19 protein-coding genes and 2 pseudogenes are annotated in these 25633 nt (G+C 67.0%); 6 read left to right on the top strand and 15 right to left on the bottom strand.

Annotation, left to right across the window (positions count from 1 at the left end; genetic code table 11):
- Positions 1-10 precede the first annotated feature (10 nt).
- From PO768_RS13000 to queF, 8 genes are read right to left on the bottom strand one after another with little or no spacing between them, the layout of a single operon-like run.
- A complete protein-coding gene (locus PO768_RS13000; protein ID WP_272646398.1) occupies positions 11-2002 on the bottom strand; it encodes an ABC-F family ATP-binding cassette domain-containing protein in 1992 nt (663 codons plus the stop codon).
- Positions 1999-2877 carry a 50S ribosomal protein L3 N(5)-glutamine methyltransferase gene (gene prmB / locus PO768_RS12995; protein WP_272646397.1) on the bottom strand — a complete coding sequence of 293 codons (879 nt, stop codon included), beginning with the start codon at positions 2875-2877 and terminating at the stop codon, positions 1999-2001. Before prmB ends, PO768_RS13000 begins: the two co-directional genes overlap by 4 nt.
- On the bottom strand, positions 2874-4022 hold the full coding sequence (gene dapE / locus PO768_RS12990; protein WP_272646396.1) for a succinyl-diaminopimelate desuccinylase: 1149 nt from the start codon (positions 4020-4022) through the stop codon (positions 2874-2876). Before dapE ends, prmB begins: the two co-directional genes overlap by 4 nt.
- Positions 4019-5176, bottom strand: coding sequence for a PilT/PilU family type 4a pilus ATPase (locus PO768_RS12985; protein ID WP_137940550.1), 1158 nt, complete (start codon positions 5174-5176; stop codon positions 4019-4021). Before PO768_RS12985 ends, dapE begins: the two co-directional genes overlap by 4 nt.
- A gap of 25 nt (positions 5177-5201) precedes the next feature.
- Positions 5202-6020 (bottom strand): 2,3,4,5-tetrahydropyridine-2,6-dicarboxylate N-succinyltransferase, encoded by an 819-nt coding sequence (gene dapD / locus PO768_RS12980; RefSeq protein ID WP_137940549.1) that lies wholly within the window; start codon positions 6018-6020, stop codon positions 5202-5204.
- On the bottom strand, positions 6017-7231 hold the full coding sequence (gene dapC / locus PO768_RS12975; protein WP_272646395.1) for a succinyldiaminopimelate transaminase: 1215 nt from the start codon (positions 7229-7231) through the stop codon (positions 6017-6019). Before dapC ends, dapD begins: the two co-directional genes overlap by 4 nt.
- An 11-nt stretch (positions 7232-7242) precedes the next feature.
- Positions 7243-7668, bottom strand: a complete 426-nt coding sequence (locus PO768_RS12970) for an SET domain-containing protein (protein WP_262972929.1) — start codon at positions 7666-7668, stop codon at positions 7243-7245.
- Positions 7669-7679: 11 nt separating this feature from the next.
- Positions 7680-8111: a preQ(1) synthase gene (queF, locus tag PO768_RS12965; protein ID WP_262973071.1), complete on the bottom strand. Its 432-nt coding sequence runs from the start codon at positions 8109-8111 to the stop codon at positions 7680-7682.
- A 221-nt stretch (positions 8112-8332) separates the two neighbouring features.
- Between queF and smc the strand changes: the two genes are divergently transcribed.
- From smc to PO768_RS12950, 3 genes are all read left to right on the top strand, one after another.
- Positions 8333-11848: a chromosome segregation protein SMC gene (smc, locus tag PO768_RS12960; protein ID WP_272646394.1), complete on the top strand. Its 3516-nt coding sequence runs from the start codon at positions 8333-8335 to the stop codon at positions 11846-11848.
- An 85-nt stretch (positions 11849-11933) separates the two neighbouring features.
- On the top strand, positions 11934-13022 hold the full coding sequence (locus tag PO768_RS12955; RefSeq protein ID WP_272646393.1) for a cell division protein ZipA C-terminal FtsZ-binding domain-containing protein: 1089 nt from the start codon (positions 11934-11936) through the stop codon (positions 13020-13022).
- Between the two features lie 85 nt (positions 13023-13107).
- Positions 13108-14358, top strand: a complete 1251-nt coding sequence (locus PO768_RS12950) for a hemolysin family protein (protein WP_137940881.1) — start codon at positions 13108-13110, stop codon at positions 14356-14358.
- 7 nt (positions 14359-14365) lie between these two features.
- Here the strand turns inward: PO768_RS12950 and PO768_RS12945 are convergent, their stop codons facing one another.
- The gene (locus PO768_RS12945) at positions 14366-15136 is read right to left on the bottom strand and encodes an SDR family NAD(P)-dependent oxidoreductase (RefSeq protein WP_272646392.1); all 771 of its coding nucleotides are present in this window, start codon (positions 15134-15136) and stop codon (positions 14366-14368) included.
- Positions 15137-15240: 104 nt separating this feature from the next.
- Between PO768_RS12945 and PO768_RS12940 the strand changes: the two genes are divergently transcribed.
- The gene (locus PO768_RS12940) at positions 15241-16152 is read left to right on the top strand and encodes a LysR family transcriptional regulator (protein WP_272646391.1); all 912 of its coding nucleotides are present in this window, start codon (positions 15241-15243) and stop codon (positions 16150-16152) included.
- On the opposite strand, the pseudogene PO768_RS12935 reads toward PO768_RS12940, so the two are convergent.
- Positions 16153-17357, bottom strand: a pseudogene (locus PO768_RS12935) (multidrug effflux MFS transporter).
- A gap of 94 nt (positions 17358-17451) precedes the next feature.
- Here PO768_RS12935 and ligA point away from each other — a divergent pair.
- The gene (gene ligA / locus PO768_RS12930) at positions 17452-19512 is read left to right on the top strand and encodes an NAD-dependent DNA ligase LigA (RefSeq protein WP_272646390.1); all 2061 of its coding nucleotides are present in this window, start codon (positions 17452-17454) and stop codon (positions 19510-19512) included.
- Positions 19513-20285: 773 nt separating this feature from the next.
- Here ligA and PO768_RS12925 read toward each other — a convergent pair.
- The 3 genes from PO768_RS12925 to PO768_RS12915 all read right to left on the bottom strand — a co-directional run bounded on the left by PO768_RS12925 (position 20286) and on the right by PO768_RS12915 (position 22354).
- Entirely contained in the window at positions 20286-20729 is a 444-nt protein-coding gene (locus PO768_RS12925; protein ID WP_272646389.1) for a hypothetical protein, read from the bottom strand.
- Complete coding sequence (locus tag PO768_RS12920; protein ID WP_272646388.1) at positions 20722-21648, bottom strand: rolling circle replication-associated protein; 927 nt, start codon at positions 21646-21648, stop codon at positions 20722-20724. The genes PO768_RS12925 and PO768_RS12920 overlap by 8 nt, the downstream gene beginning before the upstream one ends.
- Positions 21649-22054: 406 nt before the next feature.
- Positions 22055-22354, bottom strand: coding sequence for a hypothetical protein (locus tag PO768_RS12915; RefSeq protein ID WP_272646387.1), 300 nt, complete (start codon positions 22352-22354; stop codon positions 22055-22057).
- Positions 22355-22552: 198 nt separating this feature from the next.
- Here PO768_RS12915 and PO768_RS12910 point away from each other — a divergent pair, with 198 nt between their 5' ends.
- Positions 22553-22837: a hypothetical protein gene (locus tag PO768_RS12910; RefSeq protein WP_272646386.1), complete on the top strand. Its 285-nt coding sequence runs from the start codon at positions 22553-22555 to the stop codon at positions 22835-22837.
- A 16-nt stretch (positions 22838-22853) separates the two neighbouring features.
- On the opposite strand, the gene PO768_RS12905 is transcribed toward PO768_RS12910, so the two are convergent.
- Complete coding sequence (locus tag PO768_RS12905; RefSeq protein ID WP_272646385.1) at positions 22854-24215, bottom strand: sigma-54 dependent transcriptional regulator; 1362 nt, start codon at positions 24213-24215, stop codon at positions 22854-22856.
- Between the two features lie 120 nt (positions 24216-24335).
- A pseudogene (locus PO768_RS12900) lies at positions 24336-25633 on the bottom strand (hypothetical protein); the annotation flags it as partial.

The following is a 25633-nucleotide window of genomic DNA, read 5'->3' as shown; positions in this document are numbered from 1 at the left end:
GGGAGAAGACTCAGGCGGCGGCCTGAATCGCGTCGACCTGGGCGCTGAGCTCCAGCCAGCGCAGCTCGGCGGCCTCCAACTCATCATGGATGGCTTTCAGCCGTTTGCCGAGCTCGGCGATCTGGGCCGGCGTGGTGCTGCCGGCCGCCAGCTGGGCTTCCAGCGCCGTGCGCTCATCGGCCAGCTTGTTGAGCTTGGCGTCGATGCCTTCCATTTCCTTGCGCATCGGTTTGGTCTGCTCGGCCAGGCGTTGGCGGGCCTGGCCGCTGGCCTTGCGGTCCTCGCGCGGTGCAATACTTGCGCTGGCAGGGGCCGCCGCGACCACCGGCGCCGGCGCTGAGACAGCGGCGGCGGCGGGCAGCTTGGCGGCCTTCTTGGCCGCTTCCTTGGCAGCCTTTGCGGCCTCCTTGGATTGGTCCAGCAGCCATTTCTGGTAGTCGTCCAGATCACCGTCGAACGGGCCGACCACGCCCTTGCTGACCAGCCAGAACTCATCGCAGACCTCGCGCAGCAGTGCGCGGTCATGGCTGACCAGCATCACCGTGCCCTCGAACTCGTTGAGTGCCATCGACAGCGCTTCGCGAGTGTTCAGGTCCAGATGGTTGGTCGGCTCATCCAGCAGCAAGAGGTTGGGGCGCTGCCAGACCAGCATGGCCAGCACCAGCCGCGCCTTCTCGCCGCCCGAGAGGCTACCGACCTGCTGGTTGACCATCTCGCCGACAAAGCGGAACTGGCCCAGGAAGTCGCGCAGCTCCTGCTCGCGCGCGCTCGGGCTGACCTCCTTGGCCAAGCGCACCATATGCGACAGCGGCCCCTCTTCGGGTCGCAGCACGTCCATTTCCTGCTGGGCAAAGTAGCCGATCGATAGGCCCTTACCCTCGGTGATCTTGCCGCCCATCGCGCGCTGCATGCGGGCCACCGTTTTCACCACGGTGGACTTGCCCTGGCCGTTGGCGCCCAGGATGCCGATGCGCTGGCCGGCCAGCACCGAGCGGTTGATGCCGCGCACGATGATGTTCTCGACGCCGTCGACCTCGTAGCCGCAGGCCACCTCGTCGAACATCAGCATCGGATTGGGCAGACTGACCGGCTCGCGGAACTCGAAGCTGAAATCGGCCGAGGCCAGCACCGGCGCCAGCTTCTCCATGCGCTCCAGCGCCTTAACCCGGCTTTGCGCCTGCTTGGCCTTGCTGGCCTTGGCCTTGAAGCGGTCGATGAACTTCTGCAGGTGGGCGATGCGGTCCTGCTGCTTGCCGAATGCGGCCTGCTGCAAGACCATGCGCTCGGCCCGCATCGACTCGAAGGCCGTGTAGTTGCCGCCGTAGCGCATCAGCTTGGCCTCGTCCAGATGCAGGGTCACCTTGGTGATCGCATCGAGGAACTCGCGGTCATGGCTGATGATGATCAGCGTGCCTTCATAGCGCTGCAGCCAGGCCTCCAGCCAGACCAGGGCGTCCAGGTCCAGGTGGTTGGTCGGCTCGTCCAGCAGCATCAGATCGGCAGGGCACATCAGCGCCCGAGCCAGCTGCAAACGCATGCGCCAGCCGCCCGAGAAGCTGTTGACCGGCGCGTCGACCTGCTCGCCCTTGAAGCCCAGGCCCATCAGCAGCGCTTGCGCGCGCGGTTTCGCATCGAAGGCACCGGCATCCATCAACAGCGCATGGGCATCAGCCATCGCGTGGCCGTCCTCGGCCGCCTCCGCATCGGCCAGCGCCTGGCGCGCCGCCATCAGGCGGATGTCGCCTTCCAGCACATAGTCGGTGGCCGGCATCTCGGTCTCGGGCATGTTCTGCGCGACCTCGCCAACGGCCCATTGGCGCGGAATGTCGACCTCGCCCTTGTCGCTTTGCAGGCGGTCGGTCAGCAGCGCAAACAGGCTGGACTTGCCGGCGCCGTTGCGGCCGACCAGGCCGATCTTCTCGCCCGGTTGCAAGGTGACGCTGGCGTCATCGAGAACGATCTTGGTGCCGCGACGCAGCGTGATATTGCGCAGCGTGATCATGATGCGGCCAGGCCCTGGGTCAATCCTTCTTGGGTAATCAACAACACTTGCTCTTCTCCGGCCGATGTCTCCATCCAGGCCACTTCCAGCTGCGGGAATGCCGCCTCAAAAAACTCGCGCTCATTGCCGATCTCCAGCACCAGCACGCCGTGCTCGCTCAGATGGCCGGGCGCGTCGGCCAGCAGCTGACGCACAAAGTCCATGCCGTCGGCACCACCCGCCAGCGCCAGCGCGGGCTCGGCACGGTATTCGGCGGGCAGCTTGGCCATAGAGGCGCTGTTGACGTAAGGCGGGTTGCACAGAATCAGGTCGTAGCGGCCATCGGCCGGTTTCAAGCCATCGCCCTGCAACAATCGGATGCGCTCCTGCAGGCCATGCTTGTCGACATTGATGCGGGCAACTTCCAGTGCCTCAGCGCTCAGGTCGATCGCATCGACGCTCACCTCCGGCCAGGCCAGCGCGGCCAGCACGGCCAGGCTGCCGTTGCCGGTGCACAGGTCCAGCACCCGCGTCGTCTGCTCCGACAACCAGGCATCGATGCTGGCATCGGCGATCAGCTCGGCGATGAAGCTGCGCGGCACGATGGCACGCTCGTCCACATAGAAGGGCACGCCCTGCAGCCAGGCTTCCCGGGTCAAGTAGGCGGCCGGCCGGCGGCTGGCGATGCGCTCGGCCACCAGGGCGTCGATCTCGGCGAGCTGTGCCGGGCTCAGCGCCTGTTCGGCATGCGCGTCGAGCGCATCCAGCGGCAGCGCGAGGCGCCACAGCACCAGCCAGGCGGCTTCATCAAAGGCATTGTTCGTGCCATGCCCAAAAGAAACGCCCGCCTCGGTCAGGCGGGCGGCTTGGGCCTCGATACAGGCGATCAGGTTCACAGCAGCAGGTTCTCCAGCGTGCGTCGGTAGACATTCTTCAGCGGCTCGACGCAATCGGCCGGCACATACTCGTCGATCTTGTGAATGCTGGCGTTGATCGGTCCGAACTCCAGCACCTGGGGGCAGATCTTGGCGATGAAGCGGCCGTCCGAGGTGCCGCCGGTGGTGGAGAGTTGCGGCTCCAGACCGGTCTCGCTCCGGATGGCCGCACGCAGCGCCTCGCTGAGATTGCCCACCGGCGTCAGAAAGGGCTCGCCGCCCAGGGTCCAGCTCAGCGAATACTCCAACCCATGGCGGTCCAGCAGGGCATGGACCTTGGACTTCAGGCCCTCGGGCGTGGCCTCGGTCGAGAAGCGGAAATTGAAGTCGATCACCAGTTCGCCCGGGATCACATTGGTCGCGCCGGTGCCGGCGTTGATGTTCGAGATCTGGAAAGTGGTGGCCGGAAAATAGGCGTTGCCGCGGTCCCATTCGGTGGCCGCCAGCTCGGCCAGCGCGGGCGCGGCCTGATGCACCGGGTTGCGGGCCAGATGGGGGTAGGCCACATGGCCTTGCACGCCCTTGACCTTGAGCTTGCCGCTCAGGGTGCCGCGGCGGCCGTTCTTGATCATGTCGCCCAGGGTCTCGACCGAGGTCGGCTCGCCGACGATGCAGTAGTCCAGCTTCTGGCCCCGCGCTTTCAGCAGCTCGCAGCAGACCACGGTGCCATCGGTGGCCGGGCCTTCCTCGTCGCTGGTCAGCAAGAAGGCGACGCTGCCCTGGTGACCGGCATGCGCCGCGACGAACTCCTCGGCCGCGACCACCATGGCCGCCACCGAGCCCTTCATATCGGCCGCGCCGCGGCCATAGATGCGGCCCTCGCGGTAGCTGGGCACGAAGGGGTCGCTGGTCCAGGCGGCCAGCGATCCGGGCGGCACCACATCGGTATGGCCGGCAAACATCAGCACCGGGCCGTCGGCGGCCGCACCGCGCCGCAAGGCCCACAGATTGCTGACCCGCGCGTTCGCCGGGCCGCTGTCCATGCGTTCGATCTCGAAGCCGCAGGCGCTCAGGCGTTCGGCGATCAGCGCCTGGCAGCCGGCATCGGCGGGCGTGACCGAAGGCCGGGCGATCAAGGCCTCAAGAAGGGCAAGTGTGGAGCTCATTCGGTACGCACATCCAGGGTGATTTCGGTGAAGCTGGCGTGATCGCTGGCCGGCTCCTCTTTCTTGTTGCCGTTCTGGCCGCTGGGCGGGCCGGCATCGTTTTGCAGCCGCCACAGCAGATTGGTCGGCGAGTCGGCGAAGGCCAGGCCTTCCTCGCGGCTGATCGTGCCTTCCTTGATCAGCTTGGCGAAATGCTCCTCGAAGGTCTGCGAGCCCTCGGCGATGGACTTCTCCATCGCCTCCTTGACCCCACCGAAATCGCCTTGCTCGATCAGTTCGGCGATCAGCTTGGTGTTCAGCAGGATCTCGGTCACCGGCACCCGACCACCGGCCGCCGCGCGCACCAGGCGCTGCGAGACCACGGCCTTCAGTCCGGCACCCAGATCGTTGAGCAGGGCCGGACGCGACTCGGGCGTGTAGAAGGACAGGATGCGGTTCAGCGCGTGATAGCTGTTGTTGCCGTGCAGGGTCGCCACCACCAGATGGCCGGACAACGCATAGGAGATCGCCGCCGTCATCGTCTCGCGGTCACGGATCTCGCCGATCAGGATGCAGTCCGGCGACTGGCGCAGCGCGTTCTTCAGCGCGATCTGCAACGAGGCGGTGTCACGGCCGACCTCGCGCTGGTTGACCACCGAGCGCTTGTTGGTGAACAGGTATTCCAGCGGGTCCTCGATGGTGAGGATGTGGCCGGACATATTCTGGTTGCGCTGCTCCAGCATCGCAGCCAGCGTGGTGCTCTTGCCGGTGCCGGTGGCGCCCACCATCAGGATCAGGCCGCGCTTTTCCTGGATCAGCTTGCCCAGTATTGGCGGCAGGTTCAAGCTGTCCAGGGTCGGGATGTCGTGCGGGATGTGGCGAAACACCGCCGCGATCGAGCCGCGCTGGCGAAAGCCGGAGAGCCGGAAGCTGCCGACCTTGGAGATCGCCACCGCCATATTCAGCTCGCCGGTGGCGTCGAGTTCGCCGAGCTGGTTCGCGTCGATCACCTCGGCGATCAGCTGGCGCGGCTGCGAGGGCGTCAGCAGCTGGTCGGAGAGCTGCAGGATCTGGCCGTTGATGCGTATCAGCACCGGCATATTGGCCGAGAGATAGGCGTCGGACGCACCCTTCTCGGCCATCAGCCTGAGGATGCGTTCCATGTTTCCACTCATGCCGGTGCTCCCTGTGGTCGCCGGATCAGGCGCGCAGCAGATCGTTGATGCTGGTCTTGGCGCGGGTGCCGGCGTCGACCTTCTTGACGATGATGGCGGCGTACAGGCTGTACTTGCCATCGTTCTTCGGCAGCGAGCCGCTGATCACGACCGAGCCGGCCGGCACGCGGCCGTACGACACGGTGTCGGTCTCGCGGTCATAGATCGGCGTGCTCTGGCCGATGTAGACGCCCATCGAGATCACCGAGTTTTCCTCGACGATCACGCCCTCGACCACCTCGGAGCGGGCGCCGATGAAGCAGTTGTCCTCGATGATGGTCGGGTTGGCCTGCAGCGGCTCCAGCACGCCGCCGATGCCGACACCGCCGGAGAGGTGCACGTTCTTGCCGATCTGCGCGCAGGAACCCACCGTGGCCCAGGTGTCCACCATCGTGCCCTCGTCGACATAGGCGCCGATATTCACGTAGCTGGGCATCAGGATCACGTTCTTGGCCTGGAAGCTGCCGCGGCGCGCGACGGCCGGCGGCACGACGCGCACGCCGCTGGCACGGATCGCGGCCTCATCCATCTGGCCATACTTGCTGGGCACCTTGTCGAAGAAGGTCAGGGCGCCATCGCCCATCAGCTGGTTGTCGTTCAGACGGAAGGACAGCAGCACGGCCTTCTTGACCCACTGGTGCACGGTCCACTGGCCCACGGCCTGGCGTTCGGCCACGCGCAGGCGGCCCGCGTCCAGCTCGGCGATCACATGGTCGACGGCCTCGCGCACAGCGCCGGTGCTGGCGGTGTTCAGGGAGGCGCGGTCTTCCCAGGCCTGTTCGATGGTGGTCTGCAGTTGCGTCATGGTGTTCGGAGCGATTGCTTGAAGAGGGGGGTGAATTCGGCGATGCGCTGAGCGGCCTCAACGCATTCGGACACTTCGGCCACCAGGGCCATGCGGATGCGGCCGGCGCCGGGATTGACGCCGTGGGCCTCGCGGGCCAGCAGGCTGCCGGGCAGCACCGCGACATTGTATTGAGCCAGCAGGCCCTGGGCGAAGGCGATGTCATCGCCACCGGGCACGGCCGCCCACAGATAGAAGCCGGCGTCCGGCAGGGCCACATCCAGCACGGCCGACAGCATGGGCGTCACCTGCGCGAACTTGGCGCGGTACTGCTGGCGGTTCTCGACCACATGGGCCTCGTCGTTCCAGGCGGCGATGCTGGCGGCCTGCACGATGGGGCTCATCGCGCTGCCGTGATAGGTGCGATAGAGCAGGAACTTCTTGATGATGGCGGCGTCGCCGGCCACAAAGCCCGAGCGCATGCCGGGCACGTTCGAGCGCTTGGACAGGCTGGTGAAGGCGATCAGGTTGCGGAAATCCGTGCGGCCCAGCTGGGCCGCCGCCTCCAGGCCGCCCAGCGGCGCCTCCTCGCGGAAATAGATCTCCGAATAGCACTCGTCCGAGGCGATCACGAAGCCGTAACGGTCGGAGAGCTCGAACAGCATCTTCCACTCGTCCAGCGGCATCACCGCACCGGTCGGGTTGCCGGGCGAGCAGACATAGAGCAGCTGGGTGCGGGCCCAGGTGGCGGCGTCGATCTCGGCCCAGTTGGCGGCGAAATTTCGGGCCGGGTCGCTGTTGGCGAAGGCGGTCTGCGCGCCGGCCAGCAGGGCGGCGCCCTCGTAGATTTGATAGAAGGGATTCGGGCAGACCACGGTGGCGCCCTCGCGTGTCGGGTCGATCACGGTCTGCGCCAGCGCGAACAAGGCCTCGCGCGAACCGTTGACCGGCAGCACCTGGCTGGCCGGATCCAGGCTCAGCGCATAGCGGCGCTGGATCCAGGCACAGATCGACTCCCGCAGCGCCGGCTCGCCGGCAGTGGCCGGGTAGCCGGACAGACCCTTGAGGCTGGCCATCAAGGCCGCCTCGATCAGCTGGGGCGCCGGGTGCTTGGGCTCGCCGATGCCCAGGCTGATGGGGCGGTAGGCCGGGTTGGGCGTGATGCCCTTCATCAGCGCGCGCAGGCGCTCGAAGGGGTAGGGGTGGAGCTTGTCCAGCAAAGGGTTGTGCATGGTGGTGCGGATCATAGCCAGCCCAGGCAGCCGCTCTGGGCACAGCGGCAGGCCAGCCGGCCTTCGTGATGGGTGGCGCCATAGGCCACGGTGATCTCTTCGCCGGGCGCGATATCGCGCAGCGCGACGAACTCGATGCTGCCCCGCTCCAGGCTGATCTGCGCGTTCGGGCGGCAGCTGTGGTTGGTGAAGCGCAGCGCGTCGTCGGACCGGGTCGCGTCGATCGCACGGCTGTCGCTGAGCTCCACCAGCATGATGCGTTGCCGCCCGGCCACCCGGCGCCGGCCCTCGGCCACCGTGACGGGCTCGCCGGTCAGCGCACCGATACGCATGGCCGCCGGCACCGCATCGGTGGCGAACACACCATAGCCGTCGATGCGGCTGCGCCGCACCGTCACGGCGACGGACAGATGGGCCGAGCTGGTCGCGAAGCTCAACTGGCGACTACTTAGCGCAGCAGGCCGGACTCAAAACCATGGGCCGGCAGGTCGACGCGAGGCGCCGGCTTCCAGCCTTTTTTGCGGTGTTCGGTGACTACATTGGTGTAGATGCCGCCGCGCACATACCACTTGGCCGTGATGCGGATGAAGCGCGGGTCGGTGACCTTGATGATGTCTTCCATGATGGTGTTGGTCACCTTCTCATGGAACGCGCCTTCGTGGCGATAGCTCCAGAAGTACATCTTCAGGCTCTTCAGCTCGATGCAGAGCTTGTCCGCGATCATGTCGATCGTGAAGTGCGCGAAATCGGGCTGGCCGGTCAGCGGGCAGTGGCAGGTGAACTCGGGCACCTGGAACTGGATCACATAGTCGCGCTGCGGCGCCGGGTTCGGGAAGACGTGCAGTTCCTTGCTGGGGGCCGAGGGCGGGTTCGGGGGCATCTCACGCATCTTCGGCGCGGCAGTCTTGGTGGCGGTCTTGCGGGCCGGCTTGGCGGCGGCGGTGGTGGTCTTGGCCATGGAATGAATCGATGCAGCGTGCCCGGGCCGTGACCCGGGAGCGCGGTGAAAAGGGGAAGGGCCGAATGGTATCATCCGGCCCTGCCAGAAGCCCCGACAAAGGGGCTTTTCTGTAAATAAATCAATGGTTTAGCCCCGCATCCATGCGCCTGAATTCGATCAAGCTCTCGGGCTTCAAGTCCTTCGCAGAGCCGACCGTCTTCCAGTTGCCCGGTCAGCTGGTGGGCGTGGTCGGACCGAACGGCTGCGGCAAGTCCAACATCATGGACGCCGTGCGCTGGGTGCTGGGCGAGAGCAAGGCCAGCGAACTGCGCGGCGAGTCGATGCAGGACGTGATCTTCAACGGCTCGGGCAATCGCAAGCCCGCCAGCCGCGCCAGCGTCGAGCTGGTGTTCAGCAACGAGGATGCGCGCGCCGGCGGGCAGTGGAACCAGTTCGCCGAGATCGCGGTCAAGCGCGTGCTGACCCGCGACGGCACCAGCAGCTACTTCATCAACAACCAGCCGGTGCGCCGCCGCGATGTGCAGGATGTGTTCCTCGGCACCGGCTTGGGGCCGCGCGCCTACGCCATCATCGGCCAGGGCACGATCTCCCGCATCATCGAGAGCAAGCCCGAAGAGATGCGCATGTTCCTGGAGGAAGCCGCCGGCGTCTCCAAGTACAAGGAGCGCCGTCGAGAAACAGAGAACCGGCTCAAGGACACGCGCGAGAACCTGACCCGGGTCGACGACATCCTGCGCGAGCTCAACAACAACCTCGACAAGCTGGAGAAGCAGGCCGAGGTCGCCGCCAGCTATCGCGGCCTGCAGGACAGCGGCACGCTGAAGCTGCACCAGCTCTGGTTCCTGAAGCACCGCGACGCCACCGGCGAGCAGGCCCGCGTCAAGACCGAGCATCTGGAAGCGGTCAACGCGCTGGAGTCGCGCGTCGCCGAGCTGCGCCAGGTCGAGGCCGAGCTGGAGACGGTGCGCCAGGCCCATTACGCGGCCGGCGATGAGCTGCATGCCTCGCAGGGGCGCATGGCCGAGGCCCAGCTGGAGGTGAGCCGGCTGGAGGAGCGCATCCGCTATGTGGTCGAGGGGCGCACCCGCGTCGAGTCACGCCTGGCCGAGCTGCAGGCGCAGAACCAGCAATGGCAGGAACGCTCCGCGCAGGCTGAAGCAGAGCTCGAGACCATTGCCGAGCAGATCGCCACGGCCGAGGAGCAAAGTGAGATCCTGGCCGCCCAGGCCGAGGAGCAGGGCGCCCATCTGCCCAACGCCGAGGACGCGGTGCGCGCGGCCCAGGCCAAGGCCAATGAGCAGCGCACGGCCGTGGTCCAGGTGCAGCAGCAGATCCAGGTGCTGGCGGCCGAGAGCCGCAGCATCGACGAGCAGTCGCGCCAGCTGCGTGGCCGCCGCGAGCGCCTGGCCGCCGAGCGTCAGGGCCTGGTCGCCCCCGATGCCGAGCGTCTGGCCGAACTCAAGCGCCAGAGCGAAGCGGCCGACCAGGCCCGCGACCTGGCCGACGCCCGCCTGCACGAGCTGCAGGAGCAGGTGCCCCAGCTCGACGAGCTGCGCAGCAAGGCCCAGGCCGATGCGAATGCCCAGCAGTCGCGCCAGTCCGATCTGTCGGCCCGGCTCGATGCCCTGCGCGCGCTGCAGGAAAAAGTCCAGACCGAAGGCAAGCTCAAGCCCTGGCTGGCCCGGCATGGGCTGGACGGTCTGCAGGGCTTGTGGACCCGGCTGCACATCAAGACCGGCTGGGAAAACGCGCTGGAAGCGGCGCTGCGCGAGCGCCTGGGCGCGCTCTCGGTGGGACGGCTGGAAATGGTGCGGGCCTTCGCGGCCGATGCGCCGCCGGCCCGGCTGGCTTTTTATTCGCCGCCCACCGCCAGCATCGCCAACACGCATGAAACCCTGGCCCGGCTCAGCGATCTGCTGCGGCTCGAGGATGCCGGGCTGAAAGCGCTGCTGAACGACTGGCTCGAAGGCGTCTACATCGCCGACTCGCTGGACGAGGCCCTGGCCAAGCGCGACAAGCTGACCCACGGCGAGGTCATCATGACGGCCGCCGGCCATGCGGTCAGCCAGTTCGCGGTCAGCTTCTACGCGCCCGACTCCGAACAGGCCGGCATGCTGGCCCGGGCCCAGGAGATCGAGCATCTGGTGCTGGAGCTGCGCGCCCAGCAGCTGATCGCCGAGGAATCGAAGAGCCAGCTGGTGCGTGCCGAGGCCGGCTATACCGAGGCCTCGCAGCGCCTGCTGGGGCTGCGCCGCGAAGCCAGCGAGACCCAGACCCGCGCCCACCAGCTGCATGTCGAGCTGCTGCGCCTGAGCCAGCAGGCGGAGGCCGCCAGCAGCCGGCGCAGCCAGCTGGAAGACGAGCTGTTCGAGATCGACGCCCAGTCCGAGGAGCTGCAGGAGCGCCGCATCACCGGCGAGGCCCGCTTCGAGGAACTGGACATGCAGCTGGCGAGCACGCAGGAGCGCCACGCCGAGCTCGACGACGCGGTGATCACCGCAGAGCGCAAGCTCGCCGAGGCTCGCGAGCAGCTGCGCGGTCTGGAGCGCCGTGCCCAGGAGGCCCAGTTCAGCGCCCGCACCCTGGCCTCGCGGCGCGGCGAGCTGCAGCGCAGCATCGAGACCGCGCAGCAGCAGGTGCTCGTCAACACCCAGTCGGCCGCCACCTTGCAGGGCGAGCTGGACACGCTCAATGACGCGGCCGCCCAGGCCGGTCTGCAGGACGCGCTGGCGATCAAGCTGGAGCGCGAGAAGGAGCTGGCCGCGGTGCGCAGCGGCTACGACGACCTGACCCTGCGCCTCAAGCGCGCCGACGAGCAGCGTCTGGAATTCGAGCGCAGCCTGGACCCGCTGCGCGAGCGCCTGACCAAGCTGCAGCTCGAAGAGCAGGCCGCAGCGCTGGGCGGCGCGCAGTATATGGAGCAGTTGCTCGCCGCGGCCGTTGATCTGGAGGCGCTGGCCGCGAGCATCGAGGCAGGCGAAGTCAAGCTCTACGGCCTGCAAGGCGAGATCGACCGCATCAACCGCGATATCGCGGCGCTGGGTGCGGTCAATCTGGCCGCGCTGGACGAGCTGACGGCGGCGCGCGAGCGCAAGACCTTCCTCGATGCGCAGAACGCCGACCTGATGTCGGCGATGAAGACGCTGGAAGACGCGATCCACAAGATCGATCTGGAAACCCGTGATCTGCTCGGTGCGACCTTTGCGCAGGTCAACGAGCATTTCGGCCGCATGTTCCCGGTGCTGTTCGGCGGCGGCCAGGCCAAGCTGGTGATGACCGGCGAGGAGATTCTCGACGCCGGCATCCAGGTGATGGCGCAGCCGCCGGGCAAGAAGAACTCGACCATCCACCTGCTATCGGGCGGCGAGAAGGCGCTGACCGCGATCGCGCTGGTGTTCGCGATCTTCCAGCTCAACCCGGCACCGTTCTGCCTGCTCGACGAGGTCGATGCGCCGCTGGACGATGCCAATACCGAACGCTACGCCAAGCTGGTGGCCCAGATGAGCAGCGGAACCCAGTTCCTCTTCATCTCGCACAACAAGATTGCAATGGAAATGGCTGAACAACTGATTGGGGTGACGATGCAGGAGCAGGGCGTCTCGCGCATCGTCGCGGTGGACATGGACAAGGCGCTGTCGATGGCGGAGGCACTATGAAACGGGCCGAGCGCCGGGCCGCTCCCAAGCCGGCCCGTATCCCCTCGGGGGATCGGACGATGTACTCGTCGGACGAGGGGCTGACATGACTTTGACCACGATGCTCGCCATCCTCGGCGGCCTGATCCTGGCCGCCATCATTGCCCATGGCGCCTGGACCGCCCGCAAGGCCGGCCCGCGGCGCGCACTGCCGACCGTGGACCGGCAAAACGAGCCGGTGATGGCAGAGGGCGGCGCCGTGCGCCAGGAACCCGGTCTGGACGAGATCCGGTCCGGCCTGAGCGATGCGTTCGAGGCGAACGCGCCGCTGGACGAGACGGTGCCCGCCGTCGCGCGCCAGCCGCGCAAGCCCTCGGCCCGCATCGACGCCTTGATCGACGCGATCGCCACCGTCACGCTCGAAGCCCCGGTCAGCGGCGAGATGGCGCTGTCGCATCTGCCGCCCAGCCGCCGCGCCGGCACCAAGCCCTTTCATATCGAAGGCCTGAACGCCGAGACCGGCGACTGGGAGCTGCCGGCACCGGGTCAGCGCTATGGCGAGTTCCAGGCCGGCGTGCAGATGGCCAACCGCAGCGGTGCGCTCAACGAGATCGAGTATTCCGAGTTCGTGCAGAAGCTGCAGGCCTTTGCCGACGGTCTGGGCGCGTTCGTGCAGTTCCCCGACATGCTGGACGTGGTCGGCCGGGCCCGCGAGCTGGACCAGTTCGCCAGCGAGCACGACGCGCAGCTGGCCATCGTGCTGCGCGCCCGCAACGCCGCCTGGACCCTGGGCTTTGTGCAGCAGATGGCGCAGCGCCATGGCTTCGTGCCCGGCGCGATGCCGGGTCGGCTGGTGATGTCGGCCGCCGAGCGCGGCGCGCCGCCGCTGCTGGTGCTGAGCTTCGAATCGCAGGCCGCCTTGGCCGACGATCCGCAGCAGAGCTCGCTGCGCGAGCTGACCCTGGCGCTGGATGTGCCGCAGACCCCCGAGGGCCTGGAGCCCTTCGCCGCCTGGCAGGAAGCCGCCCGCGGCCTGTCGCGCGACATCGAGGCCGATATCTGCGACGACCGGGGTCAGGTCTTGAACCTGCATGCCTTCGCCGCGATCGGCGAGGAGCTGTCCACGCTCTACAAGGCCCTGGCCTCGCGCGATCTGGCGGCCGGCAGCTTGGCGGCGCGGCGTTTGTTCAGTTAGGCTTTCGCTTGGACAACCGGGATTTCTCTTGAGCACCAGCCTGCTGTTGATCGCCGCCCTGATTGCGGCCAGCGCATTCTTCTCGATGGCCGAGCTGTCGCTGGCGGCCTCGCGCCGCCTGAAGCTGCAGCAGCTGGCCGAGGAGGGCGACACGCGGGCCGCGCGGGTGCTGGCCGTGCAGGAACATCCGGGCCACTATTTCACCGTCGTGCAGATCGGCGTCAACACCGTGGCCATCCTCGGCGGCATCGTCGGCGAGGGGGCGTTCACGCCGCATTTCCAGGCCGCGCTGGGTTATCTGGTCGCGCCCGAGCGGGCCGAGACCCTGGGCTTCGCGCTGTCCTTCATCACGATCACGACGCTCTTTATCGTGCTGGCCGATCTGGTGCCCAAGCGCTGGTCGATGAATGAGCCCGAACGCATCGCGCTGGCACTGATCGGCCCGATGCTGGGGCTGGTGACCCTGCTGAAGCCGCTGGCCTGGATCTTCAGCCTGATCACCGAGGGACTGCTGCGCCTGTCGGGCCGGCCGGTGCAGCGCGACAACACGATCACGCATCACGACATCCTGGCGATGACCGAGGCCGGCAACCAGGCCGGCGTGGTGGCCGATGCCGAGCAGCAGGCGATCGAGAACATCTTCGAGCTCGACACCCGCCGGGTCGAGAGCGCGATGACGACGCGCGAGCGCATCGTGTTCTTCTCGCTGGACGACGACGACGCGCTGATACGCACCCGCATCGCCGACGACCCGCACTCGACTTATCTGGTCTGCGACGGCGAGATCGACCAGGTGGTCGGCTATGTCGACGCCACCGATCTGTTCCAGCGCGTGCTGCGCGACGAGCCGATCAGCCTGCGCACCTGCGTCGGCCTGGTCAAGAAGGTGCTGATCGTGCCGGACCGGCTGACCTTGTCCGAGGTGCTGACCCAGTTCCGCCAGGCGCTGGAAGACTTTGCCGTGATCGTCAACGAGTACAGCCTGGTCGTCGGCGTGATCACGCTCAATGATGTGATGAGCACGGTGATGGGCAGCCTGGTGGCCAGTCATGACGAGGAGCAGATCGTGCGCCGCGAGGATGGCAGTTTCCTGGCCGACGGCATCACGCCGATCCCCGATGTGCAGCGCGCGCTGGGGCTAGAGACGCTGCCGCATTCCGGCCAGTACGACACGCTGGCCGGCTTTTTGATGGTGATGCTGCGCCGCATCCCGAAGCGCACCGACCAGGTGGTCTGGGAGGGCTGGCGCTTCGAAGTGGTCGACGTGGACAGCCACCGGGTCGACCAGGTGATGATCGCCCGGGTGGCGGCCAGCGAGCCCGAGGGCGACGCCTGAGCCTGGTTCAGAGGAACATGCCGCCGGAGGCCTCGATGCGCTGCGCATTGACCCAGCGGTTCGCCGGCGCCAGCAGGGACGCGATCACGCCGCCGATATCGTCGGGCAGGCCGACCCGGCCCAGCGCGGTCTGCGCGGCGATGAAGCGGTTGAGCTCGGCGTTGTCGCGCACCGCGCCGCCGCCGAAATCGGTTTCGATGGCGCCCGGTGCCACCACATTGACGGCAATGCCGCGCGCGCCCAACTCCTTGGCCATATAGCGGCTCAGCACCTCGATGGCGCCCTTCATCGCGGCATAGGCCGCATAACCGGGCAGGGCGAAGCGGGTCAGACCGCTGGAGATGTTGACGATGCGGCCACCGTCATTGAGCAGCGGCAGCAGCGCCTGGGTCAGGAAGAACACGCCCTTGACGTGCACATTGACCAGTTCATCGAACTGGGCCTCGCTCGTGTCCAGCAGGCCGGCGTGGACGCCGACGCCGGCGTTGTTGACCAGGTGGTCGAAGCGCTCGCGCTGCCAGACCTCGGCCAGCGCCTGACGGACCTGGGCCGCAAAACCGGCGAAGCTGGCGCTGTTGCCGACATCCAGCGGCAGCGCCACCGCGCGGCGGCCCAGTGCCTGGATCGCGGCCACGGTGGCCTCGGCCTCGGCGCGCTGGCTGCGATAGGTCAGGATGATGTCGCTGCCCTGGACGGCCAGATGCAGGGCGGCGCTCTTGCCGAGGCCACGGCTGCCGCCGGTGATCAGTGCGATGGGGGTGGTGGATTGCTGGTTCATGGGGTTCTCCGTCAGAGGTGGAAGGGATGAACAGCAGTCTATTGAGGGAGATTCCCCAGATAAATCGGCGCTGATGGATTTATCTGTTCGCTAATAATTGAACAATGAGCCCTATTGAGCGGATGCAGATCTTCCATCGCGTGGCCGAGCTGGCCAGCTTCACCCAGGCCGCCGAAAGCCTGGGCCTGCCCAAGGCCACGGCCTCGACGGCGGTCCAGCAGCTGGAGGCGCAGCTGGGCGTGCGCCTGCTGCACCGGACCACGCGGCGCGTGCAGCTGACCCAGGACGGCCAGGCCTTCTACGAGCGCAGCAAGGATGTGCTGGCCGATGTCGAGGAACTGCAAACCATGTTCCAGCTGCAGGGTGCCAAGGGCCTGAGCGGGCGGGTGCGGCTGGACATGACCACGGGCATGGCGCGCGACCTGGTGATCCCGCGCCTGCCCGAGTTGCTGAACAGGCATCCGGGGCTGGAGATCGAGTTCAGCAGCACCGAGCGCCGGGTCGATCTGGTCCGCGAGGGTTTTGACTGCGTGCTGCGGGTCGGCGCGGTGCTGGACAGCAGCCTGGTGGCGCGGCCGCTGGGCCTGCTGCGCATGGCCAACTGCGCCAGCCCGGCCTATTTGCACGCCCATGGCGTGCCGCAGACGCCGGCCGATCTGGCCGGCCACCGGCTGGTGCATTACGTCAACACGCTGGGCGCCAAGTCGAGCGGCTTCGAGTATCTGCAGGACGGGCAGGAGCACCGCATCGCGATGGCCGGCGCGGTGACCGTCAACAATGCCGACGCCTACCAGGCGGCCTGCCTGGCCGGCCTGGGTCTGATCCAGGTGCCGGCCCTGGTGATGACGGAGCTGCTGGCCAGCGGCCGTCTGCTGGCGGTGATGCCGGACTATCCGGCGCCGCCGATGCCGCTGAACATGGTCTATGCGAACCGGCGCCATCTGTCGACCCGGGTGCGGGTCGTGATGGACTGGCTGGCCGAGATTCTCGGCCCCCATCTGCAAGCCGCCGAGTGATCAGGCGGCCGGGCAGGGCCGGGCAGGGCGCATGCCCAGGGTGCCCCAGGTCAGAACCAGCGCGATCAGCGGTCCGGCCGTCATGCCTATCACCATGGGCAGCGGCCGGCCGTCGGTGAACAGGCCCGCCAGCCCCATCATCACCGCACCGGTCAGCATCTGCAGCGTGCCCAGCAGGGCCGAGGCGGTGCCGGCGATCGCGCCATGCGCCTCCAGCGCCAGCACCGAGGTGGTCGGGATCACCAGGCCCATGAAGGCACTGGAGATCAGGTACAGCACGATCAGCACCGGCAGGCGGTCACCGCCGGCCAGGTAGTAGGCCAGCATGAGCAGCATCACGGCGGTGGCCGCCGGCGCCGCCACCCGCACCACCTGGGCCAGGCCGTAACGCTCGCCCAGTGCGCCGGTCATTTGCGAGGCGCCGATGAAGGAGATCGCATTCAGCGAGAAGGCCAGGCTGTACATCGTCGGCGACAGGCCGTAGTGATCGATCATCACAAAGGGCGAGTTGGCCAGATAGATGAAGAAGCCGCCCATCGCGAAGCTGCCGATCAGGCTCAGGCCCATGAAGTGGCCGTCGCGCAGCAGCAGGGCATAGGCCCGCCAGGCGCTGCCCAGGCTGCTCTCGACCCGTTCCTCGGCCGGCCGCGTCTCCTGCAAAAAGCTGGCAATCATCGCCAGGCCGGCCAGCGCCGCGAGCGTCACCGCCCAGAACACGCCGCGCCAGCCCGTCAGCGCGATCACCGCGCTGCCCGCCAGCGGCGCCAGGATGGGCGAGACACTAAACACCAGCATCAGCAGCGACATCAACCGCGCCGCGTCGGTGCCGGTGTGCAGATCACGCACGACCGCGCGCGGCACCGCCATGCCGGCCGCCGCACCCAGGCCTTGCAGGGCGCGCAGCACGACCAGGGTCTCGATATCGGTGGCCAGCGCGCAGCCGATGCTGGCGGCGGCAAACAGGCCCAGACCGAAATACAGCGGCGGCTTGCGCCCACCATATCGGACACCGGGCCGTACAGCAGCTGCCCCAGGCCCAGGGTGATGAAGAAGGCCGTCAGGCTCATCTGCACGCCACCGATCTCGGCGCCCAGGCTCTGGCCGATGGCCGGCAGGGCGGGCAGATACATATCGATCGCAAAGGGCCCGATGGCCGACAGCAGGCCCAGCACCAGGGCGATCTTGAAAAAGCGCGAATTCATCATCGGGCCTATTGTCGCCGGGCCTAGCAGAAACCCTAGGCCCGCGGGACGCGCACGCTGCGCGGAGCGCCCAGCCGGCTCGGCCACAATCCGGGCCATGAGCTCCCGAATCGACGATCTTTCTTCCGATGCGCAGCGCGCCGCCGAGCTGCGCACGACCCTGAACCACCACGCCCATCTGTACTATGTGCTCGATGCACCGGTCCTGCCCGATGCCGAGTACGACAAGCTGTTCCAAGAGCTGCAAGCGCTGGAGGCCGCCCATCCCGAGCTGCTGAGCCCCGATTCGCCGACCCAGCGGGTGATCGGCAAGGTGCTGGCCGGTTTCACGCCGGTGCGCCATGCGGTGCCCATGCTGAGCATCCAGACCGAGACCGATACCGAAGCGACCGGTGCCATGAACTTCGACGGCCGGGTGCGCCGCGAGCTGGGCCTGGCCGAGGACGCACCGGCCATCGAGTACGCCGCCGAGCTGAAGTTCGACGGCCTGGCCATCAATCTGCGCTACGAGCAGGGCGTGCTGACCCAGGCGGCCACCCGCGGCAATGGCGAGACCGGCGAGGACGTCACGCAGAACATCCGGACCATTGGCCAGATCCCGTTGCGGCTCCAGGGCGTGAGTGCGCCTGTGATCGAGGTGCGCGGCGAGGTCTATATGCGGCGCGATGATTTCGAGGCCCTCAACGAGCGCCAGCGCGCCGCCAACGAGAAGACCTTCGTCAACCCGCGCAATACTGCGGCCGGCGCGGTGCGCCAGCTCGATCCGGCACTGGCCAAGCAGCGGCCGCTGAGCTTTTTCGCCTACGGCCTGGGCGAGGTGCAGGGCTGGGAGCTGCCGGCCACGCACAGCGCGATGCTGGACGCGCTGCAGGCCTTCGGCCTGCCGGTCTGCGCCGATCGTGCGGTGGTGCAGGGCGCTCAAGGCCTGGTCGAGTTCCACCAGGCCATGGGGGCCAAGCGCGACCAGCTGCCGTTTGATATCGACGGCATCGTCTACAAGGTCAACAGCCTGGCGCTGCAGCGCCAGCTCGGCTTCAAGACCCGCGAGCCACGCTGGGCCGTGGCCCACAAATACCCGGCCCAGGAGCAGGTGACGCGGCTCAACGCGATCGACATCCAGGTCGGCCGCACCGGCAAGCTGACGCCGGTCGCCAAGCTGGAGCCGGTCTTCGTCGGCGGCACGACGGTCAGCAATGCGACCCTGCACAACCTCTTCGAGCTGCGCCGCAAGGGCGTGCGCATCGGCGACCAGGTCATCGTGCGGCGGGCTGGCGATGTGATTCCGGAGATCGTCGGCAAGGTCGACGCGCTGCGCGCGGCTTATGTGCCCAATTTCCGCATGCCCAAGGCCTGCCCGATCTGCGGCAGCGCGGTGCAGCGCGAGCGCGGCGGCATCGATCACCGCTGCAGCGGCGGCCTGTTCTGTCCGGCCCAGCGCAAGCAGGCCATGCTGCATTTCGCCGGCCGCCGTGCGATGGACATCGAGGGCCTGGGCGACAAGCTGGTCGATCAACTGGTCGACGCCGGCCTGGTGCTGAGCCTGCCGGGTCTGTACAAGCTGGGCGTGGCCAAGCTGGCGGCGCTGGAGCGCATGGCCGACAAGAGCGCGCAGAACCTCGTCGATGCGCTGGAGAAAAGCAAGAGCACGACGCTGGCGCGTTTTCTTTTTGCGTTGGGCATCCGCCAGGTCGGCGAGACCACGGCCAAGGACCTGGCCCGGCATTTCGGCTCGATAGACCGGCTGATGGACGCCAAGCCGGAGGAATTGCTGGAGGTGCGTGATGTCGGGCCCATCGTCGCCCTAAGCATCCACACCTTTTTCCAGCAGCCGCACAACCGCGAGGTGGTCGAGCAGCTGCGCGCCGCCGGCGTGCACTGGCCCGAGGGCGACGGCGCCTTCGCCGACCAGGGCCCGCGGCCGCTGCTGGGCAAGACCCTGGTGCTGACCGGCACCTTGCCGACCCTGAGCCGCGACGCCGCCAAGGACATGATCGAAGCCGCCGGCGGCAAGGTCAGCGGCTCGGTCTCCAAGAAAACCCATTACGTGATCGCCGGCGAGGAAGCCGGATCGAAGCTGGACAAGGCCCGCGAGCTCGGCGTGGCGGTGCTGGACGAGGCGGGATTGCTGGCTTTGCTCGCTGCCGAGGCATCCAAATAATCGACAATGTATATGCCGTAGAGATACTTGAAGATATTAGTTATCCACATACTCAGACCATCCAGTAACGATCTGCGCCGGCTCGGAGTAACAGCAGCCACAGGAAGCAGGGTTTGAGCAGCGGCCGCTGGCAATTGAATGCCCCGGGGAGAGCGACATAACAGTTGTTCTGTCAATCATCGCCTTCAGCTAGCTCGCTGAGTGAGCCAGCAAGTGCCCAAGGGGATGCGAAGCGCGCAGCTGCAACGTGATCAGGATCTACAAGCCGAGGAGACGAACAAGCAGACCGGGCAATAGCAGGCACCAGAACCTGCGTGGCCACACAGTCCCGCACAGAAGCCTGACTCTTGGCCTGCACAGGAGCCCGACCCTTGGCCCGCTGCTTTTTTCTCCTCTGACGCAACCGCTCAAGATCGTCGGGCGATGCCTGCTCAAGCCATCGCCGGTATGCCTCTCGCTGAGCCTCAGATCGCAGAGCAATCTGGTCAGGCGTCATGCGAGCTCGCGAACGACGGCAATACTCAAGGTTCCTAAGACGCAACAACTCAAGCTCAACAGGAGAAGCACTAGCAGCGCGCCGAGAGCGAGACTTCCGGAGCCTCTCCCGCTCGCGCAGGCGATGCAACTCAAGCTCATCGAGAGTCATAGCTGCAAGACGCCGAAGCCGCGACAGCCGGTTAACTTCACGACGCCGCGCCCGCTGCTCATCAGTCATCCGTGCTTCATAGCGCTTCTTGGCGGCTAAGCTCCTAGCACGCCGATCTGCAAGCTGCTCAGGCGTCATGCAGGCCCCCAGAAGCCCCCGGCAAGGCCAGCGTGGCGGTTTTCACATAGGCGCCAAGAGATGCATCGATATCGCCGCCACGGAACGCGAAGCGACCACTAGCCCAGTCCTTCACGGGCATGACATGACCAACGCCAGCCCAATGGTCGGAAGACCAGAGAACGCGCCCCTCGAAGTCATAAAGCTCCACCAGCAATACACCCTCGATACACCGCTCAGGGAGAGCGTCGACCGTGCCGAGGTGTGAGGCGAGGGGAGACACGCCCTGCAAGATCGTCAGCGCCTGCCTATAGCTGGAGCAACCGATGAAGTCAGTCTCAGCCTCGCCGCCATCATCAGCATAGTGAACGACGACCCAGAAGTCATTGGCCGATGGACCGCCTTGAATCCGCGCAGCCTGGCGCTGCAGCTTGAGTCGGGATGCTTTACCCATGATGAACCTCCATTTGTAGCCCTTCAGGGCCGGTCGATATCCAGAACGTCTCAGGCGGCCCATCAAACGCGATGCCTGACCAACTGCGACGGAGCGATGTCCATATCTCGCAGGCGTGCATGGCGACCTCTTCATAGGCCAGCGCCACCAGGTCAGCGAACCGTTCACTCTGGAAGCGCACACGCTCGGGCTGGGGAAGGGCGCCCAGGCCCCCGGAGCTATAGCGGTTAGCCCAGTCGTCACCGTCTTGGAAGGCCTTCAGCATGTACTTGCTGAGGTACGAGGCCAGCTTGGCACTGCTGCGGCGGCTGAAGGCTTTGCGGCGGCTCTGATCGATGTTGCCGTTGTCCTGGCCAACAACGCTGCGCCAGACGGCCCTGACGATGTTGTAGCTCTTGACCTTGACGCCATTGGAGGCGGGCAAGTTCATCGGCAGCTTGTGAATGGCCATATGCACATGCCAGCAGCCACGCTCTTGCCGCTCGAAGGCGGCAATGTATTGCCAGCCTGGAATCAGCCGGCGCATGCGTCGGACGAACTCCTTGAGGTGCTTCTTGCAGAGCGCCAGGTCAGTCTGCAAGACACGATAGGTGAGGGTGAGCAGGGCATCCATGCCCGCCGCTTTCACGAGCCGTCGGACCTTGGTTGTGGCGCGCCTGGCCGCCCTTCCTCGGTTAGCTTCCCGACGTTCCTCCTCGCTCTCAGCAAGGTCCCGGCGCCAGACTTCCAGCTCATCGGCCGAGGCCGGGCCAATCTCTGACCACCAGACCATGCGGCGAACGCTGGCCTCAGCGTGACCGTTGCCGAGTCGGTGGACAGATAGCTCAAACTCATCGGACGGCTTGCCTTCATAAAAAACTCCGTCAATGAGGCGTAACATTGATCCCATCGGCTGGTCCCTTTCATAGTTGCCGATCACGGCCCCGGGACTGTTACCAGCAGTCGTCGGGGCCTTCTTTTGACCTCAGCTCATGGGTGTGTGCTGAAGTGTCCTAGTGATAAATCTAGGCGGGCTTCGCCCGCCGCCCCCGTGCCGGGGTCGGCCGCGGTGCCCGCCAGCCGGGTGCCGAGCTGCGCTCCGTCGCCCGTCTGGCAAACCCCGCCGCCTACTTGTGACTGGGGATGCTCAGTCATTGAGCAAGATCCATCCAGCGCCAAGCAGCGCGATAAGAACGTAGATACCCATATGTGCCCCCTTGAATGCAGGTGCAACAACCGGCTGCGGGTGGGTTCGCTTCTGTCGCTGCGCTCTGTCAGCCAGGGCGTCCCGCCCACCCGGAACAACGGCAGGCACATGCCAAGGCCCAAGGGTCTTGAGGATGGGCTCACGCAGACAGCCTCCTCAACTGAACAGCACGGGCATCGGCCAAGGCTGCAAGCTGGCGGACATTGCCTTCCAATCGCTGGACTTCGCTTTTCAGCGACTCCAGGTAGCTGAAGGCCAGGATGGCGTCATTGGTGGCCTGCGTATGAACCGCAGACCGGCCCCAGCGGGTCAGCCAGAACAACGCCAGCTGAGCAGCCCGAGGCGCATGTCCGGCGCTGTTCCAGCGATGAACCGTGCTGGCCCCGACGCCCAGCACACGGGCAATCCGCGTCGCCGGAGGCCGCCCAAGATCGTCCAAGATCGCCTCCCAAATTGGGAGTGACCGAGGAGCTTGCTCAATGGAATACAGCCGGAACGTCATAGGCGCCACCAAAACCTAGGTGTGAGTCTACAACCGACAATGTATATTATGTAAACTTGCATCCCTGTAGCGCTGAAACCTTTGGCAACCGTATTCGCCCGGCTGGCAGCTGCGGCCCAGGTCACAATGCCGACCATGAGCAGTAACTATTCCGTACCGAATCCCGACCAGCGATTCATCGACAAGCAGATGGCCGGCGTCATCGAGGCCATCATGACCCACAGCTACAGCCTGGCCAACAAGGGCTTCATCCCGTCCGAGCAGCAGATCGGCGCCTATATCGCCAGTCTGGACGAGCACACCGTGCTGCAGAAAATCCGCAAACACCCCGGCGCGGCCGCGACACGCGCACTGCTGGCGGATGACGCGGAACTGCTGCGTTGGGCCAAGCTCGTCGGGCAGGACAAAAAGCAGTCCTGAGCGGCCCTCTTGCCGTTTAACGCGGCTTGCGAAACGGATCCATATCGATGCCGTGCTTGCGTATCAGCTCGAAGAACGCGCGCCGGTGCTTGCCGGCGTGCCGCGCAGCCTGGGTGATATTGCCCTGGCAGTGCAGCAGCAGGCGCTCGATGTAGTCGCGCTCGAAGCGCTCGACCATGCGGGCCTTGGCGCCCTGGAAATTGGCTTGCAGCTCCGGCAAAGGCTGGGCATCGATGTCCAGATCCTCGGCCAGCAGCTGCGGCCCGCCGAGCAACACCGCGCGTTCGATCACATGCTGGAGCTCGCGCACATTGCCGGGCCAGTCGTACTGCAGCAGCTTGCTGAGCGCCTGCGGCGTCAGCTGCGGCAGGCTGCGCTGCTGGCGCCGCGCATAGTGCTGCAGGAAATGCTGGGCCAGCAGCACCACATCCGGCCGCCGCTCGCGCAGCGGCGCCAGACTCAGCGACAGCACATTGAGCCGGTAGTAGAGATCCTGCCGGAACAGGCCCTGGCGCGCCTGCTGGGCCAGATCGCGATTGCTGGCCGCGATGATTCGGATATCGGCATGGCGCAGGCTGTTGGAGCCCACCGGCCGGTACTCGCGCTCCTGCAGCAGACGCAGCAGCTTGGTCTGGGCGGCCAGCGGCAGGCAATCGACATCGTCGAGAAACAGGCTGCCGCCGGCGGCCTCCTCGACCAGGCCGGCGCGCGCCGCATGGGCCGTCGTGTAGGCGCCGCGCGTGTGGCCGAACAGCTCGCTCTCGATCAGCTCGGTCGGAATCGCGCCGCAGTTGATCGGCACCCAGGGCTTGGCGGCACGCGGCGACAGATAGTGCAGGGCCTGGGCAAACACCTCCTTGCCGGTGCCGGTCTCGCCGAGTATCAGCACGCCGGCATCGCAGCCCGCCAGGGTCGGCAGCTTGTTCAGCAGCTCGGTGAAGGCCGGGCTGCCACCCACCATATGCTTGAGCCGCGGGTCGGGCCGCGCGGCGGCGGTCTCGCCAATGGCGCTGCGCTGCGTGCGGCCCAGCATATGGCGCACCCGCGCGCGCAACTCGGCATCGCTGACCGGCAGGAACAGCAGATCGGTGGCCCCGGCCGACAGCAGGGTTTCGAGCCTTTCATGCACGCCGGCCTCGCCGACCGCCAGCACCGCACAGCCCGGTGACTGGCGCCGCACCTGGGCACAGGCCCGGCCGCAGGCGGAGAAACTCTCACTGTCCACCAGCAGCACCATCAGATCGGAGCCGCTGGCGTCGGCGCCGTCTGGCCGCGCCATCACGCACTCGTCGCCCTCCTGCAAGGCCTGACGCAGCCGCCGTTGCAGCATCGCGGCGCCGGGCCGGGCCGAATCCGCCGTGATCAGCTCGATGCGCAAGGCAGTCCCCCTTGGTTCTTGCTGCGGCCCAATGTAGTCCGGATGGGCGGATGCTCTATCCCGCAGCATAGGGGTGCGATCCCCCTAGACCAGCACCAGCCAGGTGATGGCGCCGCCGCCCTATCCTCGCCCGGGCTCCGGCGGCAGCAACTCGGCGCCGAGGAAATGAAAGGCGACGATGCGGCCGAACCAGGGCAGCCAGCCGGGATCGCTGTCCAGACCAAGTCGGCGCAGCCGCAGATCGACGCTGTCCAGCGCAAAGATCACATCGATATGGGTGGGGCTGGCGGCCACCCAGGCCGGCCGCTGCAGCAGCTCGGCCAGGTCCATCCGCGCATGGCCGCGCAGCGCGCGGCGCAGGCGCAAGGCCCAGAGCCGGGTCAGCTGCGGATGGCTGCCGGCATGAGTCGCGTCGAACAGCGCCCTTTGTGCATCCCTCTGCCCATCAGGTCCGCTGCCATCCAGCAGGCTCAGGAACAGCGCATCGACACAGCCCGGCGCCGCCGACGCCTGCCACCCAAAGCCCAGGGCCTGCAGCAGGTTCAACAACAGCAGCAGGCCACCCTGGGCGGTGAATGAAGCCTCGGCCAGCCAGGGCAAGGCGGCGGCTCGGCGCATGCGGTCGTCCAATGTTGTGGGCGCGGGATGAAGAGGCGCGGAAACCGGCCTCGGCGGCGTGCTCCCCGTGCTCAATGGCGGCCGTTCGGGACGCTGATCATCTCGCTCCTGCACCGGCGCCGCGTTGGCGGCGGGCCCGCTCGGCGCTGCGGCCGCGATCTGTTCGGCCGGCAGTTCGGGCAAGGGCTGACGCAAGCGCTGCAGCCACGGCGGCCAGCGCCTGCTGAGCGCTGGCGCCGCCAGAGGCCGAGGCTTAGTGCTACCGTCCGGCGTCTCAACGCGAGCCGCCGCCGCCTGAACACGGTCTACAGCGCCCAGCAGGCGCTCGGCCAGCGCCGGCGTCAGCTGCGTATCCAGGCGCAGCAGGGCCGCGTCCGTCCAGCGGCGCAGGGCCTGCACCAGCGCGGCCTCCTGCTCGTGCAGCAAGACCCGCAGGACCGGCGCGCTGCTGCTCGCCGCAGCAGTCGCGGGCAGCGCCGCCAGCTCGGGCAAGGCGGCCCGCCAGTACCACTCGCCCTCGGCGCCGGCGGCCTGGCCCGGCTCGTCGCCACAGTCGGCCTGGCCTTGCAGCCAGGCCAGGCGCGCGTCGAAACGCGAGTTGAAAAACACCGCCGGCGCTGCGCCGGCCTGCGGGTGGCTGGCCGGCAGGGCCTGGGTCGCCAGCTCGCGCCAGGCCTGTTCCAGCGCGCGGGCCAGCTGCGCCGGGCTGGCCTGCGGTGGCAGGCCGTGCAGACGCAGGCGCCGCACCAGCAGCAGCCGGCCGCAGTCATGAAACTCGGCCGTGCGCAGCGCATCCTCCA

The organism is Paucibacter sp. XJ19-41 (genome assembly GCF_028462495.1).
In the GTDB taxonomy this organism is placed as follows: Bacteria; Pseudomonadota; Gammaproteobacteria; order Burkholderiales; family Burkholderiaceae_C; genus Roseateles_E.
The sequence above is the reverse complement of the archived record's forward strand: the minus strand, read 5'-3'. Positions and strand labels throughout refer to the sequence as shown.